A 15,706-nucleotide genomic window follows, 5' to 3' on the forward strand; every position below is an offset into this window, starting at 1 on the left:
GCATTAATCCTGTTTTCGCCGAAAGGCAATGGAGACAGATTCAGTAGGATTCATATCATTGAGCCCTATGTGGGAATGGCCGCATAGGGCTTTGTTTTTAGACGCAGTGCGTTTTCTCCTCTTCCCCAATCCTTCCTGGGCAATCCTGGCAAGCTCCTCCTCAGGAATGCGGACAAGCTTCCCTAGCCTACGGAATTGAATTTGACCGCTTACGATCCACCTTCGTACAGTGGCTGGATGCACTGAGAGGATTTGAGCAGCCTCGCTCACAGTGAAAAACCTCCAGGGGACAGGTCCAGGCTTAGGCATACACCACCTCCTCTGGCCGGTCTTCCTTAGTGCTAGCTGCCACCTTTTCTGGTGAAATAGCTTGGATAATTTGAGAAGCGTTATGTTCCCCGACTTTTTGTTTCTCTTCCTTACAAATCTCTAACCATACTTTCCGAAGCTGATCAGAAGGCACCCAGGCTTCATCCCATATGCGATAAACGGTCAACCTGTCCTCTAGAATAGCTTGCTGAAGAGCTGGTAAACGTGATTTAGGTTGCTTAGAGAGGAACTCTCCAAGATTGGTTAAACGAATAAGTTCTCTGCCAGAAACAAGAAAGATAAATTCTCTTACCATACCACAAGGTGGCTTGTGGGATGGTTTGTAGAAAGCCTTCCTACAAAAAAAATTAAAGAAGAGGAAGTGGTTTGCCTAATTGAGAAAACATTTCTTTTTTTGCCAGTAATTTTTGTCGGATGCACCCGGCCAGCAGGTCTACGGCTTTGGCCCACTTGTTGGATTTGATGTGTATATTTTTTTTCTCAAGAATCTTATATATTATATCCGGGTCTTCTTTCTGCTTTTCTTTTAAGGCCTGTTTGGCCACTTCTTTGCATGCTGTGTTTACCTTATAACCTTGCTGTATTAGCTTGTAGGCTTGATACGCAAGGTTATCGATATTGATATCAGAAGTCCATGCATCAGGATTCTTAGGTTTATACTCAGTGAGTATTTTATGGTTTATAAGCTCATCCACTTCTAATAACTCATAAGCTTTGAGTTGCTCATCCCTCCACGTATTTTCTATAAACTCCTCAACTCGCCTAATAGCCTCTTTTCCTGAGTTGACCTTAGGGGGACAATAACAGAATTCAGCGCATGCCGCATAAATTCTCTGTGGCACCAGGATAGCGGCTCTGAAATCCTTGGCTAAAGTTTTAGACCCCGTTCTCCAGACAATAGATTTTACAGCCAGATCCTCTGCTATTTTTAAAATACTAGCCAATTCGTCAAAGAAAATTCCTGCAAGCCGTAAGGCTTCTAAATTTTTTGAGAAGAGGGCCCAAAAGATAAAAATCTTAATCCGACCTAGGACAACGTCTCCCTCGCTCTGTTTCAGCGGGAAAGGGACGATTGGTTGTCTCAAGAGCTCCTGAGCAAGACACACTGGATGAAACTCAAGCGGGATTTCTACATTGGGGTTCGGCCGTGGTGGTCCCCAATAGCCTTGAAGAGCCTGGATTGAATAAAACTTGTAATTCTCAGTATCTTGTGGTATATTTTTTTCGTTTAGAGTGTTCATAATATAGATGGGCCGGGCCTAGTCCGTCCGGCCTTTCCCATTTCTATTTAATAAATACATTTCATTCTCCATGACAAATTTTATAATCTAAAAGGAAGTTCCTCAGGTAATGTAATTGGAGGTTTGATTAGAAAATATTCTTTTGCCTCTTCTTTGGTTCTCAATGCACAATAATGCCTATAAGTGACCGATGGGTTTGTGTGTCCTAGAATGGCTGCTGTTTTTCCTGCATTCTCATACAAAGCCAAGTGATAGCTAGCAAAGCTATGCCGCATCCCGTTAGGCACCCACTTGACTCCTGCTTTGTCAGCCAGTTTCCGGAGTCTTTTGTTTAGATTTGAAGGAGACACTGGTTGTGATGGGTCGTCTTTTTGACAGGCATCAAGCCATAAGCTTAAGGGTTCTGTGATATCAATAATCCTGGTGGAAGCTGTTTTTGCTTTGCCTGCCTGGATCCGAATCTGCTTGTCTGTGATATCCTTCCACGTTAAACGACATAGCTCAGCAGTCCTGATTCCTGCAAAGAATCCTAGGACCAAAGGGGGAAGGCATTTAGGATCGTGCTCCAGGGAATATAAGAGAAGTTTCTGCACATCGACTGGAGAGAAAGTTTGAGGTTCAGTGGGTTTGGGCCTTGGAACAGGGATTTCGGCGATAGGGTTGTTTAAAATCCATTGGCGCATACGGGAGTAGTTAAAGAAGACAGAGAGCACGCGATGTACGTTCCGAGCCGTCCAGACGCTAGGCTGCTTTCCTAAATAATCTAAAAGTTCTGTGCGGGAAATGCCGCCAAGCTTTCTTCCACCAAAGAATCTGGTAGCATGCCAAAGATAGCGCCTAAGATCAGAAAAACGACGAGGTCTAACCTCTCGAGATTTTGCTTCAAGAAAAGCTCCAACCGCTTCCTCCCAAACTGGACTGAATCGCTCGGCTTGGATTTGCTTTCGGCCTCGATCCAAAGCTTCCTCCAGTGAGGAACCAAGTTGCCGCAGCTCTTCTTGTACCTTTTCTACTTTTTTGAGCAAAGCCAATCGTTGTGGAGAAAGAGACAAAGCTTCTTTCCCTGCCGCCTCTAATGCCTGCTTTAGTTCTCTAGCCCTTGACTTTGCTTGAGCTTCGGAATTAAAGTATTCTCTATGAGATTTCCCATCCTCTCCCCAGTAACTCACAAGCCATTTGTATCTGGGAACGTCCGACTTTCTTATTTTTGGGATTCGTTTTAGCATAATGATAAATATAACGACGCTTCAACGACAACACAAGAAAAAAATTCTTCTACCAGATTAACATATAACGCTTTCCTAAAGCGCGGGTCGGGAGTTCGAATCTCCCCGGGACCGCCAGTTTTTTCCCCTCCTTCTTTCCCTTCCTATCGATCAACGAGCACACACGTTTTCTTCTATAGTTTTGGTCTACCTTTCAACAAATTTGCGCAGGAGACCCCGCCTTTCAAGGCGGGGAGAGATAGCGCCACCGCGCAGCGGCGATGCTTTACAAGTGAAACATAAATTTCTTTAATCGTGAACATGAATGAATTGCCAGCCACCCAATCGCAGAGGTGCAAACTGAAGCTCCTGCTCACTAAAGAGCAGGAGGAGGCGGTTCGGCGCACGGCGTTGGCTTACCGTAACCCCCCCTGAATCACGCATCCACTGTCGCTTTTTTGGGCGGGAAGATATCGCAAGGCATGAAACTGCAAAGGCTGGTGTCCCAGGATTTGCGCGAGAGGTTAGGGCTGCCAGCTCAAATGGCATGCAACGTGCCCAGGCAAGCGGCTGCGGCCTACAAAATCCTCTGGGAACGCGACAAAGTGGGCGCGGCCCATAAAGCGAAAGGCTGGATCGGCCCGGCGCTATAAGGGTCTCGACAAGGCCGTCGAAAAGGCTTTGGACCGGAACCCGCAGGCCTCCATCACCACGGTCAAGGGGGTGGACATGAACCGCCGGAACATCGCGGTGAAATCCAATACCCAAGGCAAATGTCGTTTTTATCCTAGTGGACACCGAAGGCACCTGGCCAAGCGCGTGCCGCCAGTAGACGAAGTGCGCTGCAAGCGAAGGGCATTCGCGGAGCCACACGCGATGGTAGTCATGGAGTGGCTAAAGGCTATCCGTCATCGAACCGAGTGCAGACACTCGGAGAAGGTTTCCGTCAAACGCCGCAAGGTCAACCGCAAGGGGAGCACCCGGTTTGCGGGCATGTTGGGCGGGAGAATCGGCCCAATAAGGGACTGCTGTTTGTATGCGCCCATTGTGGGTATACGCTCCAGGCCGATTTAGTGGCTGCCAGGAACATCAGCATGCGAACGCTTTTCATCTGGCAAGACTGGGTGAGGACGGGGCGATAGTCAGCCGTCCCTGAAGCATCGGGCGATGAAGCCAAAGCCGCGCGTCTTTCTAGATACGCGCAAGCCAAAGGTGGAGCCTGGATGCAAGCTCCATCTTTTAGGACAGAGTAGTTGACCTATTTGATATGCCTTTTTTTATGCCCAAAGGAGGTTGCATTGAGTGGTTAAAAAAAGAGGAGAAAATTGAAAACTTTAATGGCTCATTGAGCATAAATCACAGATATTTTTGTCCGTAACGGAGAGGGCTGCAATTTATAAATTAAAAACCCTTTTCTTTGGATTGGGAAAAACTACTATTATAACCTTCCTATTAGGCAAAATACCAATAAAAACTTATTGGCTTAGATAACTTTTCGTCCCTTAGATCGATATCCACCTTCTTTTGATTCACCCCAAACATAGGATAGGAGAAAAATCTATAATTTTGGGATAAAATGCCTTAACTACTAGAAAGTGCACTATTTTTATAAAAACTTAGGGACAAATAAGAAAAAAAAATCCGCTAAATTTTTGCTAACATTTCCGAAATAGAACAAAATTGAAACATAATAATTTTTTATAAAACTATGAAATTTCCTGTTTTTATTTTTGTATTTATTCTTCTTTTTGTCATTGTCTGGGGGTTTGCTTTTTATTATATCTCCACAAGATTTTGAATCCTTTTATCAACAGATTAATTAACATCTCAGGACTGAAGTCTAAGCTTGCTTGGGTCTTTTATATAAGGCATAACGCTATTTTTTTTTCTTCTTGTAGGAGGAATCTAAAAGAATCAAAAACTGCTTAATATCCCTCTTTTGTGCTATTTTTTAGTTGTGATCATTGCAAATGCTTCTTATGAAGAGCCATCTGTCATAAGCAAGGAAAGAGGTTGGTTTATATTCATCGATCTCGATGCATTCTATGCTTCCGTGGAAATACTTCAGCATCCTGAATTAAAGGGAACTCCAATGGTAGTATGTATGGGAAGCCTACAAGGCAGAGGAGTAGTATCTACCGCCTCTTACGAGGCAAGAAAGTATGGGGTGCACAGCGGGATGCCACTGCGAAGAGCTATTTCCCTTTGCCCTGGCCTTATCCTTGTGCCCGCACATCATGCTCTTTACGAGGAATATTCGGCAAGAGTTTATGCTCTTTTAAAAACCTTTTCAGAGCGAATCCAAAAAGTATCAATTGACGAGGCTTGCTTGGAGTTGGACCCACATAGCGAACCTGAAAAGATGGCATTGGCAATTCAAAGCGCTATTAAAGAAAAACTTGGTCTACCCAGCACCATTGGAGTAGCCTCCAATAAACTTGTGGCAAAGATCGCTTGTGACCTTGCAAAACCCAACGGGGTCAAGGTCGTCCCCAAGGGCACTGAAAAAACTTTTTTAGCACCCCTACCTGTAGAAAAAATTCCAGAAGTCGGTCCTGCAACTGTTAAAAAATTGCATACCATGGGGGTAATCACTATTGATGATCTAGCAAAGATACCAGAAGAACAATTAATAGAAAGGTTCGGGAAACGAGGCCGATATTTTCACCTGGCCTCTTTGGGCATAGATCTTAGTCCTTTAGAGCTAGAAACCAGACCTCGGTCTATGAGTCGGGAAGTAACCTTCAATAAGGATACTAAAAATCTGGAGCTGCTTAGAAAAGAGCTTTACAGCATGAGTCAAAAACTGGCCGAAGATCTCAAAATACAAGGACTTGTCGCAAAAACAGTCTTTATTAAGTTAAGATACTCTGATTTTTCTACCCTTTTACGCCAGCTCACTTTGACATCCCCAACACATAATCCCCTCGAGATCGCTTCCTGTGGGATTTTACTGCTAAAGGCAAACTTACAAAAGAATCGAGCCGTTAGGCTAATTGGTCTTGGAGTGCGTAATCTTATTGCAAGAAATAAAACTAAGAAAGAGGAGAAAGAAGAGAAAAATTAGAAAAAAGCTCCTTCTCTATTATATGCTTTACTTATAAGCTTTTATAAGATATTATAATCGAAAACCCTAAGAAAGGGTTAAAACTTCGAGAATACAAATGAAACATTTAAAGACAGTCTTTATCCTAACATTAAGCCTTTTCTTTGGCATACCGATTATTAGTGGGAAAGCACAAAGTACTCAACCAGCCACACAAACCCAGAACAACCCACAGGGAATTACAAAGGAAGACAAAAACACCAGCCAAAATCAATCTAAGGAAGGAAAAACACATCATCACAAAGCCACAACAGGAAAGAAAACGAAGAAAAAAATAAAGAAAGATACAAAAAAATTTGGCCATGATGTGGAAAAGTCATTCAAAGATGTAGGGGGAGAAATGGAAAAAGGCTTTACTGGGAAAAGAACCATTAAATAGATTGTGTGTTTTTAACGATTGACCTTTAGAAAGAAAAGAAAAATTATATTGCTCTTTTTCTTTTCTTTCTATGAGGTCGATGTTTTATAAAGTCCTTTTTCTATTTTGTCTTTTTAATTGTGTTTCTCTTTCTGTATTTGGAGAAAAAACAGAAGGCAATTTTTTCCCTTATGGAGTTGCCAGTGGGGATCCCACCACAAACTCCGTTATCCTTTGGAGCCGGATTGAAAGTTCGATGCCTGCAATTAATGTTCAATATGAAGTCGCACTGGATCCGGAATTTAAAAAACCTGTAGCCAGTGGCATTGTTTCAACCTCTCCTGAAATCGATTATACCTTAAAAAAAGAGGTGGAAGGCCTCCAACCTGCAAAGATCTATTATTACCGTTGGTCTTGGAATGGGCATTTTAGTCCGATAGGACGAACAAAAACATTGCCGCTAAAAGCTGAAAAGATTCGAATAGCTATAGCCAGCTGTCAGCATTACGGAGCGGGATTTTATACAGCCTATAAGTACATGCTACAAGACAACCCTGATTTTATTATTCATCTTGGTGATTGGATCTATGAATTTCCGGTGTATGGAACAGTTTGCGCTAGGCCAGATCTAGTAGGCATAGCTGGTGATCTTGCCACCTACCGAGCAAAACACAGGCTTTATCGAACTGATCCTGATCTTCAGGAAGCCTTAAGAAATTTTCCTCTATTTGCCATATGGGACGACCATGAGGTGCAAAATGATTATGCTGGAAGAGCTCTTTCATTCTATAACCCCGATCGAATGAAAGCAGCTTATCAAGCTTTTTTTGAATATTTGCCTATTCGACAACAAAAAGAATGGAAACTTTACCGGTCTTTTAAAATCGGGAATCTTCTCGAGTGTTTTCTTACAGATGGCAGACAATATCGAGAAGAAGATATTTGGCATCCTGCCGTCCATGCCCCAGTTGAAGCGATGATGCAGGCATCGGCACCTGGAAGATCGATGCTTGGATCCGAACAAAGAAATTGGCTCATTGACTCTTTGAAATCAAGCCATGCCCAATGGAAATTTATTGCCAGTGGGGATATGATGATGGATATCAAACTAGAAGGTAAACCCATAAATTTAGATCAATGGGATGGATTCGCATGGGAAAGGAACGAGATTTTAAAGGCAATACGTGACAATCAGATCCGTAATGTTGTTGTATTAAGTGGGGATACTCATGTTTTCTCTTTTGGCAAACTACTACTTGATGGAGAGCAAATAGCTAGCGAAATCGGAACTGCAGGAATATCTTCCCCGGCTGGCAAAATCGAAGGCAAAGAGAAAATTCTCAAAGAGAACCCTCATATTCTTTTTAACGATACAGAGCATCGCGGGTATGTTTTAATAGACATAAGCCCAAGTGGTTGTAGCGGCTATTTTTATGGAATAAGCACTGTACTACATAAAGAGGGTGAAAGAATACTTCTTAAAGAAATCCACATTCCTAGTCATTTTTAAATAATAGATGAATTATTTTTTTGTGTGTGTTGAACATTAAAGACTTGTATAATTTCCATTTGATCGTTCTTTTTTCTAAATCATGAATAAGTATACCGTTGAATTTATAGGAACCTTTTTCTTGTTCGAACTATTGGGTGCACTGTCTTAGTAAGCGATGGAATTCCACCCTTGGCAATCTGTTCGGCTTTAATGGTTATGATATTTCAGGAGGCCATATTTCTGGAGGCCATTTCAATCCAGCAGTAACTCTTGGCGTATGGTTACGCGTCCGATGCCATTCAACAATTTTGCGCGGGAGTCCCCGCCTTTCAAGGCGGCAGAGGGATAGCGCAGCCTCGCAGCGGCGATGCTTTACAACTGAAACATAAATTTCTTTAATCGTGAACCTGAATGAATTGCCAGCCACCCAATCGCTGAGGTGCAAACTGAAGCTCCTGCTCACTAAAGAGCAGGAGGAGGCGGTGCGGCGTACGGCGTTGGCTTACCGTAATGCCCTGAATCACGCATCCATTGTCGCTTTTGTGGGCGAAAAGATATCGCAAGACATGAAACTGCAAAGGCTGGTGTCCAAGGATTTGCGCGAGAGGTTCGGGCTGCCAGCTCAAATGGCATGCAACGTGCCCAGACAAGTGGCTGCGGTTAACAAAACCCTCTGGGAACGCGCCAAAGCGGGCGCGACCCATAAAGCGAAAGGCTGGACCAGCCCGGCGCTATAATGTTCTTGACAAGGCACCCAGATTCACTGCCATGACCATGACTTTGAACCATCGCCAGGGACTGGTCCTTGGGCAAGGAACAAACGGTCAGCATGGGGACTTTGGGCGGAGGCATCCGGTGCCGATACGAAGGATGGGACCGGCATCTGGAGTGGATCGCTCGGCCCACTGAAGGCTATCCGTCATCGAACCGAGCGCATACAGTCGGAGAAGGTTTCCGTCAAACGCCGCAAGGGGAGCACTTGGGATTTTTCGGAGCTGCAAGCCAAGATGGCTTACAAAATCCGACTGCCGGGCGGGGTGCCGGTTTGGATGGATGCGGATTCCTCCAGCCAGAGACGGGCGGTTTGCGGGCATGTTGGGCTGGAGAATCGGCTCAATAAGGGACTGCTGTTTGTATGCGCCCATTGTGGGTATACGCTCCATGCCGATTTAGTGGCTGCCAGAAACATCAGCATGCGAACGTTTTCATCTAGCAAGACTGGGTGAGGACTGAGCGATTGTCAGCCGCCCCTGAAGCACACCGGGTGATGAAGCCAAAGCCGCGCATCTTTCTAGATACGCGCAAGCTGCGGTGGAGCCTGGATGCAAGCTCCTTCCTTTAGGACGGAGTAGTTGACAAGATGTCCTACCCTATATGTTTTTGCAGATTCTTAGGGCTCTAGCCGCAGCAGAGCTTGTGAGGCTTTTTAGAAAGCCTCCATCAACGCCAATGTCTATCGATTTGCTTCCGGCATTTGCAGCAGAATTTCTTTTTAGTTTTGCCCTAGTATACGTAGTTCTTAATGTTACTACAGCAAAGGGAACGGCAGGAAATTCCTTTTATGGACTTGGCATCGTGACGACCAAATGCGGCCGCCGCAAGCCCCTGGCTTCAGAGAGGGGGATAAGTCGGATTTGGATTTTTCACGTTAGGGGTTGAATTTATGCATTCATCTGTCTTATAACGGCTGAGTGGAGTACTAATCGAACAACAAGGCCCAAAAGAATGTCTGAGAAAAAGCGAGTCTAGGCGCCGTCGTTCGTCTGCGAGCTCTGGCGCAGGAACGTGGTCTTGCCGACCAGCCGCATGCCAAGCACAGTGTGGACCTTGTTCTTGATGATGGAAAGCCGTGCATCCCGTCGAGTCAGGCCTTCTAGCCTAACTGGCTCGAGACCCGCGATGTGCTTTTCTTACAGCACCGCTATGCGAGATAGTTTACTGCATTTATGTCCTTATGATAAGGACATAATACACATATTCTGTCCTTATTGAAAGGAGACCAGCGCCACTGCAACGGCCCAGGCATATATTTTATTTTATACAAATCTATAAAACACTAACACATACCATTCGGAATCCATTATTTATGATTTGTAAATGGGGCATGAAAATGCATACAAACGAAATGCGAAGACACAAGGGAAGAAAAAATAGCGCTAAATATTTGTTTATCAGGTGAATAGACATGTGATCACGCACAACTCATGTTATTTATGTAAAATAGAAGTTTTTCTTATAGGTGAAATAAAAATATTAGATTTTAATGATTAGTCTAACTTTACTTATCTAATGAGGCTACTCATGTCGTAATGGGCAGAGGAGCGAGCGAAAGGCCTCGTCGATGCCGCTGTGCGGTGTGGAGTAAGGAGAATGAGGTGCCGCTTGGGATCCTTGGCGACCTCCTGAAGCAGCGCGTGCCGTTCCTGCTGAGTGCCACCATTCGCCGCAGCGGTACCGCGCACCTCGTCGATGATCATAAGTTACGGACAGAACGGGAAAAACTGGTGCCGGTTACGGTCGGTCTTGACGGAGTCAAGATTTTACTGCCTGCACAGAAAAATGTTCGTAGAGGTTTCGGCCGAGCGGGGTCTGCCGCTCGAGCCGTCCCACTGTCCATGAACGGGTCACCACGGGTTCAAGGTCGAACTTCTCGGCGAGTTTCTCTCATCCGTCTCTGCGGCTAACACGACCCATTGGCAGTTTCGGAAGCGAACGATAGAGCCGGGATTCATATCGCCTTCCTCAAACTGCTTGTGCTTCTCCCCAAGGGAAATAGCTTACTGCCTCTAGAGCAGCTCCCTCCAAAAGCTAAAGGAAACCTAAACTCTTCCCACAAAGCCCTGGCCAATAGTCTTGGCAACCAAATCGCCTCCGATTCCGGCGTAGAGCTCTCCGTCGTCTTGCGAGTCTCTCCAGTTAAAAGACCACAAGCCGGTCCACATGAGGAGTCAAAAGCTCCTTGCGCTAGAAGATTCGCTATCCTTCGGCTCTCTAGAGCTTCACTCGATCGTAGTAGCTCTCCACCAGTCGAACGGACTGGTCACTTTCCCGCTTGAGCCGCCGGATTGGAACGAAACGCAGAAACATAATGAGACATTATCCTACAATGCTGATCTATTTTAGTGTTCCGAATGATTGTGCCAATTTAGTCAATTCAACGAAATGGTTCCGTAATTCCATTGGTTGTAGGCTACCGGCAGTACTGCGAGCAGATGAACTTACCCCCTGCGCTATTAACAGTCGCTCTAATTACAGCTAGGGCAAATTCCAATAGCTAAAAGCCTAAGTTTTTTTTCCTTTTGCAACGTATAGTTGGTTAACAAACCATCTAGAACGAAGTCTTTTTAGACGCGATGCTCTTCCTCTTCAGTGAATCATCAAATCTAAAAAGCTAGTTCTATTGATACTCCTAGTTTAAAGCAATCCAGCTACCGGCTGCAAAGAGAGCAGCCGACCAGAGCAGATCAAAATTAATCCATTTTCTATAAAGTACTTTCAAAAGATCGCTCCTATATACAATGGTGGCAATGACAATCACCGCAAGAAAATAGCCAAGGGTATGCATCGCCGGTGGAATAAAAAGTTGTGCAGTAATACCTGATGGCTGCAGCCAAAAAGCTAAGGAGCGACTGCAGAAAGAGGAACCAACAAGGAGCATCAAACCAGCCCCATGAGCAGAAGCCATCAGGAAAGACCAATAGATCAGATCGGCTACACCAACATTCATCCCAACCCATTTAGGATGCCTTGAACGAATGAGCCAGTAAAATGCAAAACTGAAAAGAGCTATGACGGCCATCCATTTAATCCATTGTAAAGAAACCCATTTTCCCAAAAGCAAGAAGCAGGCAAAATAGGAGCCTACCGACAAAAAATGACCTGTTAATAAGGCTATGGCTGAACGAACGATCCATCGGAAACTATTATGCTGTAGACCAAGAGCAACCGCAAAAAGCCAACCCATTGCTGGATTTAGTCCATGAAAAATACCTATCCCAAGATAGTAGCCGAGGCTTTCAATGCTCATGGAAAACAAAAAGAATCTGTTGAAGAATCCCCTCCTTGCAGTCGCACTTGATGAGGCCTGAATCCAGGGAATTCCACAAAGAAATCCTTTTCTAACTCAAAGCTTTCAGCCTTAATCTTTACTAACCAACCTTCTATTCCAGCTGGATAAAACTGTTCATCCCAAGCCCAGTAAAGAGAATTAGTCAGATAAATTCTTTTGCCATCTCGACTGATTTCTACCATTTGAGGACCACCAAGAAGGGGCTTTTGCGGCATTTTTGGATGCGGTGTTCTACTAACAATCCCTCCAATTTTAATACAACCTTCAAAAACAGGATGAAAGGGATCGCTGACATCGTACTTATGCAGTTCTCCAGTTCCCCAGCAGGAAACATAAAGATATTTATCATCTAAAGATAGATCGATGTCTGTCACCAAAGGAGGTACCATACCAAATGGTTGTAAGAGAGGAGGGAGCGCTTCTGGATTGGCTTTCAAAGCTGGAATTTCAATTACTTTTTGAATCTGCCAATCGTTTTTTTCTTTAAACCATAACCATACTGAAGCGGATAGATCTTTCCTAGAAATTACTACTCCCAAAAATCCATAGAGCCTTCTAGGATCATGTGCAGGCCTTACTTCCAAAGCCATTTGATATTCATTTCCTAGATCCAAAGCTTTTAAATGCTTTCTTTTTCTTAAATCCCAAACATGAAGGCTGTGACCATATTGACCATCCATTAGGAGGCTGCCCACAACCCCATTTTCAATCATTGGTGGAGTGCCCCATTCACTACTCAAAAGAATATCTTGGTTGATATGCCACCAAAAATCATAGGCATAATATTGAGGACCTCTATCTATTTCCCACATCCCTAAAGGCTCAAAAGAAAAATGATCCATAATAAAAATTCCTCCTGGCCCCTCTCCTTCATTGTTGCCTAACGCACTGATGTAAATCCCATCAGGCCCACAATGGACAGTGTGAGGTCGAGAATATCCAGTCCTCTTCATTAATGTTTCTGGCTCTATAATCTTGGAAATCGATGGGAAACTTGGATCAGGTTTTGTGTCGATAATATAAATGCGGGAAGATCTTAATCCAGGCACTATAAGATATCTTCTTTCAAGATGCGGATGCGGAGCATTCGGACAAAGTGCGCTGCTACAAGCATTCCAGCCATAATGATGCAGTTCATCCCCGCTATAAGGCATTTCCAACAAGCTAAGGATTTGAGCATAACTTTTAGAATCAGGATCCACATCGATCACAGCCAATACATCTCCTCTCTTTTTATCCGGATGATCGGAAGAGAGGGCTTTAGGATTAAAAGCAACTACATAAGCAAGTTTTTCTGGCGGAGCATTCATTGCCAACCTTGCAGAGGGATAAAATGTAGGGTCTATAGTCCAATTCATAATGTTCCTAATATGAGAAAATATTGGAAAATATATTCCTTAAAAACAAGATTTAAAGAGATATTTTATGGGTGCTCATTGAAATGATGTTTGTAGGGTACACTACAAGGTCAATGATGTAAGAGCTAACCGAATGAATCACTTTGGTTTCTATGCAATAACCAATCTGGTACTAGCTTAAAGCCAAACCAAAATAAGCAATAGCCCTAAACTTCTAACCCTGCTAGCCACGTTGAGTTAGCTTACCTATAAATGCAACACTGAGTAGGGTGTCCGTGATCGGAAGAAACAACAGGCCATTGAATTGATTTATAATTGCGATTTTCTTAAGAACAAGTGCTAAATATCAGGAACAAATAGAGAAACCAGTTCAGATGAACTTTTGCTAAAAAACTTTTCTTTACTAAGATAAAGATCGAGAATTAGTTTTTTTCTTTCTTCGGAAAAAAGATTATCCAAAGAACTTTCTATCTTCTGCAACAATACCTTTTGAAATTCACTTCTTCTTTTAGGATGTCCAAGGGGATAGAGAATCTCTTTTTTTATCGTTGCAGTGCCATCTTCAAAAAACACTTGTATTGCATTAGGAACAGCCATCTTTTCAGGATCATAATACTCGGAGGTATAGGCCTTATCCTCAATAGTTACCATCCTTTTTCTTAGCGCATCAATCCGGGGATCTCTTGCTACCTCATCTTCGTATAGATCTTGAGTCACCCTACCGTATAACAGAGCTATAGCTACAATGTACTCCAAACAGTGATCACGATCTGCTGGATTATGAAGAGGACCCTGCTTATGAATAATTCTGATCGCCGGCAGCTGTGTATGAATCTCAATTCGACGTATTTTTTCAAGTTTAGGAAGAACTTCTTCTCTAAGTTCCAAAGCTGCTTCTATTGCACTCTGGGAATGATATTCCGCTGGAAAAGGTTTGAAAAGAACATTTTCCATGACAAACTGCGATAGCGATCTCTCCATCACAATTGGTGCTCCTCTTAGGAGAGCATCTGAAAATCCCCATTGAGGAAGAGACAGCACATTGGGATAACCCATTTCCCCTTTGATTGCCATAAACGCTAACCATACCGCTCTTCGGACAGCATCTGCTGCCGCCCAAGACTTTCTCCATCCTGTAGCCGGTGCATGTCGATAAATTCTTAAGGGAGCTCCATCCACAAAACTGTTGCTTAAGGCACTCATTACTTCTCTTTCTCCTCCCCCAAGGATGGATGTTACGATGGCTGCCGAAGCCACACGAACAAAGGCAACATGGTCTAAGCCAAAACGATTCAAAGAGTTTTTTAAGGAAAGGATCCCTTGGATTTCGTGAGCTTTTATCATCCATTCCAGAATTTTCAACCCACTTATCTTTTCCCCTTTAATCCTCTCCATGTACTGTGTGCATGCTAAAATCCCACCCAAATTATCAGAAGGATGCCCCCATTCTTGAGCCAACCAAGCATCATTGTAATCAAGCCAACGGACAGCGCAGCTTATAGCATAGGAAGCATTGAGGGGATCAGCCTTAAGCAAAGTCCCTGGTATGACACAGGTTCCAGGGGAATCAAAAAGTGGGGTCATTCTCCGGCGACATTCTTCAGATTTAACCCCGTGGAACAAGCAAGCTAGAGCATCCCAAAAACAAAGATAGGCATTTTCAATAGCACTAACACTAAAATCCTTGCTATGAAGTGCATAGCTACAAATTTCTTCCAATACCTGATCACCTTCAATGTTCATCAGGATGCATCCTTTCTTTTGTATTGCTTCTCTTTCCTAGTTACACCCATTCTAAACCAATCTCAAGAGAAAGCCTTTTCAATACTTTCCCTTAGTTGTAAAATATTTTCTTTGACATTTCCTTTAAAAACAGCGGAACCAGCAACCAATACATTAGCTCCAGCTCTTACAATTTCAGTAGCATTGGCAGGTTTAACCCCTCCATCAATTTCAAGCCAGGCTTTAGATTTATTCGCATCAAGCATCTGCCTGAGTCGTTCCACTTTCCTTGTACTAGTTGGAATATACTCCTGTCCACCAAATCCAGGATTTACCGACATAATTAGAATCAAATCAGCATAGCAAATAATTTCTTCAAGGCTCACCAATGGAGTTGCTGGATTCAATGTTACTCCTGCCCCAACTCCTAAGTCATGGATCAACTGAACTGTCCGATTCAAATGAGGGCAAGTTTCTACATGAACAGTTATAATGTCAGCACCCGCCTTGACAAAATCAGGAATATAGCGATCAGGATTTTCAATCATCAAATGCACATCCAACGTTGTTCCTGTCGCTTTTTTTAAATTTCTAAGAGCTTCGACAATCAAAGGACCGATGGTAATGTTTGGAACAAAATGACCATCCATTACATCAATATGAAGCCAATCTGCTCCAGCATCTAGTGCTTCTTTGGCATGAGCTTCTAACCGAGAAAAATCAGCAGACAAAATAGAAGGAGCAATTTTAATATCTTTAGGACTCATTTTCATGCTCTATGATTATCTTGGTTCTATATATGCAATGACAAATAAAAATTTCTTT

At 43.5% G+C, this 15,706-nt stretch carries 16 protein-coding genes and 1 pseudogene; 9 read left to right on the forward strand and 8 right to left on the reverse strand.

Features of this window, described 5'->3' with window-relative positions; translation table 11 throughout:
- Nucleotides 1-3: 3 nt before the first annotated feature.
- The 4 genes from A7Q09_RS10175 to A7Q09_RS10190 form a co-directional block, all read right to left on the reverse strand.
- Entirely contained in the window at nt 4-309 is a 306-nt protein-coding gene (locus A7Q09_RS10175; RefSeq protein WP_134391323.1) for a helix-turn-helix domain-containing protein, read from the reverse strand.
- On the reverse strand, nt 302-625 hold the full coding sequence (locus A7Q09_RS10180; RefSeq protein ID WP_134391324.1) for a hypothetical protein: 324 nt from the start codon (nt 623-625) through the stop codon (nt 302-304). Before A7Q09_RS10180 ends, A7Q09_RS10175 begins: the two co-directional genes overlap by 8 nt.
- A 52-nt stretch (nt 626-677) precedes the next feature.
- Complete coding sequence (locus A7Q09_RS10185; protein ID WP_134391325.1) at nt 678-1,571, reverse strand: hypothetical protein; 894 nt, start codon at nt 1,569-1,571, stop codon at nt 678-680.
- A gap of 80 nt (nt 1,572-1,651) precedes the next feature.
- Nucleotides 1,652-2,797, reverse strand: coding sequence for a tyrosine-type recombinase/integrase (locus A7Q09_RS10190; protein ID WP_134391326.1), 1,146 nt, complete (start codon nt 2,795-2,797; stop codon nt 1,652-1,654).
- Nucleotides 2,798-3,696: 899 nt separating this feature from the next.
- On the opposite strand from A7Q09_RS10190, the gene A7Q09_RS11570 reads away from it, so the two are divergent.
- From A7Q09_RS11570 to A7Q09_RS10225, 9 genes and pseudogenes are all read left to right on the forward strand, one after another.
- Nucleotides 3,697-3,918 (forward strand): zinc ribbon domain-containing protein, encoded by a 222-nt coding sequence (locus A7Q09_RS11570; RefSeq protein WP_394346634.1) that lies wholly within the window; start codon nt 3,697-3,699, stop codon nt 3,916-3,918.
- An 815-nt stretch (nt 3,919-4,733) separates the two neighbouring features.
- A complete protein-coding gene (gene dinB / locus A7Q09_RS10200) occupies nt 4,734-5,843 on the forward strand; it encodes a DNA polymerase IV (protein WP_134391327.1) in 1,110 nt (369 codons plus the stop codon).
- Between the two features lie 97 nt (nt 5,844-5,940).
- Entirely contained in the window at nt 5,941-6,261 is a 321-nt protein-coding gene (locus tag A7Q09_RS10205) for a hypothetical protein (RefSeq protein ID WP_134391328.1), read from the forward strand.
- Nucleotides 6,262-6,340: 79 nt separating this feature from the next.
- The gene (locus A7Q09_RS10210) at nt 6,341-7,750 is read left to right on the forward strand and encodes an alkaline phosphatase (RefSeq protein ID WP_244228651.1); all 1,410 of its coding nucleotides are present in this window, start codon (nt 6,341-6,343) and stop codon (nt 7,748-7,750) included.
- Between the two features lie 82 nt (nt 7,751-7,832).
- Nucleotides 7,833-8,028 (forward strand): annotated as a pseudogene (locus A7Q09_RS11575) (aquaporin); the annotation flags it as partial.
- 105 nt (nt 8,029-8,133) lie between these two features.
- Nucleotides 8,134-8,469 (forward strand): hypothetical protein, encoded by a 336-nt coding sequence (locus A7Q09_RS10805; protein WP_208526751.1) that lies wholly within the window; start codon nt 8,134-8,136, stop codon nt 8,467-8,469.
- A 92-nt stretch (nt 8,470-8,561) separates the two neighbouring features.
- The gene (locus tag A7Q09_RS11105; RefSeq protein ID WP_244228653.1) at nt 8,562-8,852 is read left to right on the forward strand and encodes a hypothetical protein; all 291 of its coding nucleotides are present in this window, start codon (nt 8,562-8,564) and stop codon (nt 8,850-8,852) included.
- The gene (locus A7Q09_RS11370; protein WP_347877507.1) at nt 8,770-8,958 is read left to right on the forward strand and encodes a zinc ribbon domain-containing protein; all 189 of its coding nucleotides are present in this window, start codon (nt 8,770-8,772) and stop codon (nt 8,956-8,958) included. The genes A7Q09_RS11105 and A7Q09_RS11370 overlap by 83 nt, the downstream gene beginning before the upstream one ends.
- 148 nt (nt 8,959-9,106) lie before the next feature.
- Nucleotides 9,107-9,391 (forward strand): hypothetical protein, encoded by a 285-nt coding sequence (locus tag A7Q09_RS10225; protein WP_244228654.1) that lies wholly within the window; start codon nt 9,107-9,109, stop codon nt 9,389-9,391.
- Between the two features lie 1,750 nt (nt 9,392-11,141).
- On the opposite strand, the gene A7Q09_RS10230 is transcribed toward A7Q09_RS10225, so the two are convergent.
- From A7Q09_RS10230 to rpe, 4 genes are all read right to left on the reverse strand, one after another.
- A complete protein-coding gene (locus A7Q09_RS10230; protein WP_134391330.1) occupies nt 11,142-11,759 on the reverse strand; it encodes a hypothetical protein in 618 nt (205 codons plus the stop codon).
- Nucleotides 11,756-13,162, reverse strand: a complete 1,407-nt coding sequence (locus tag A7Q09_RS10235; protein ID WP_166791989.1) for a selenium-binding protein SBP56-related protein — start codon at nt 13,160-13,162, stop codon at nt 11,756-11,758. Before A7Q09_RS10235 ends, A7Q09_RS10230 begins: the two co-directional genes overlap by 4 nt.
- Before the next feature lie 336 nt (nt 13,163-13,498).
- The gene (locus tag A7Q09_RS10240) at nt 13,499-14,902 is read right to left on the reverse strand and encodes a bifunctional 2-methylcitrate dehydratase/aconitate hydratase (RefSeq protein ID WP_134391332.1); all 1,404 of its coding nucleotides are present in this window, start codon (nt 14,900-14,902) and stop codon (nt 13,499-13,501) included.
- A 62-nt stretch (nt 14,903-14,964) separates the two neighbouring features.
- Nucleotides 14,965-15,654: a ribulose-phosphate 3-epimerase gene (gene rpe / locus A7Q09_RS10245; protein WP_134391333.1), complete on the reverse strand. Its 690-nt coding sequence runs from the start codon at nt 15,652-15,654 to the stop codon at nt 14,965-14,967.
- Nucleotides 15,655-15,706 lie beyond the last annotated feature (52 nt).

Origin of the sequence: Methylacidiphilum sp. Yel (assembly GCF_004421185.1) — a bacterium.
In the GTDB taxonomy this organism is placed as follows: Bacteria; Verrucomicrobiota; Verrucomicrobiia; order Methylacidiphilales; family Methylacidiphilaceae; genus Methylacidiphilum.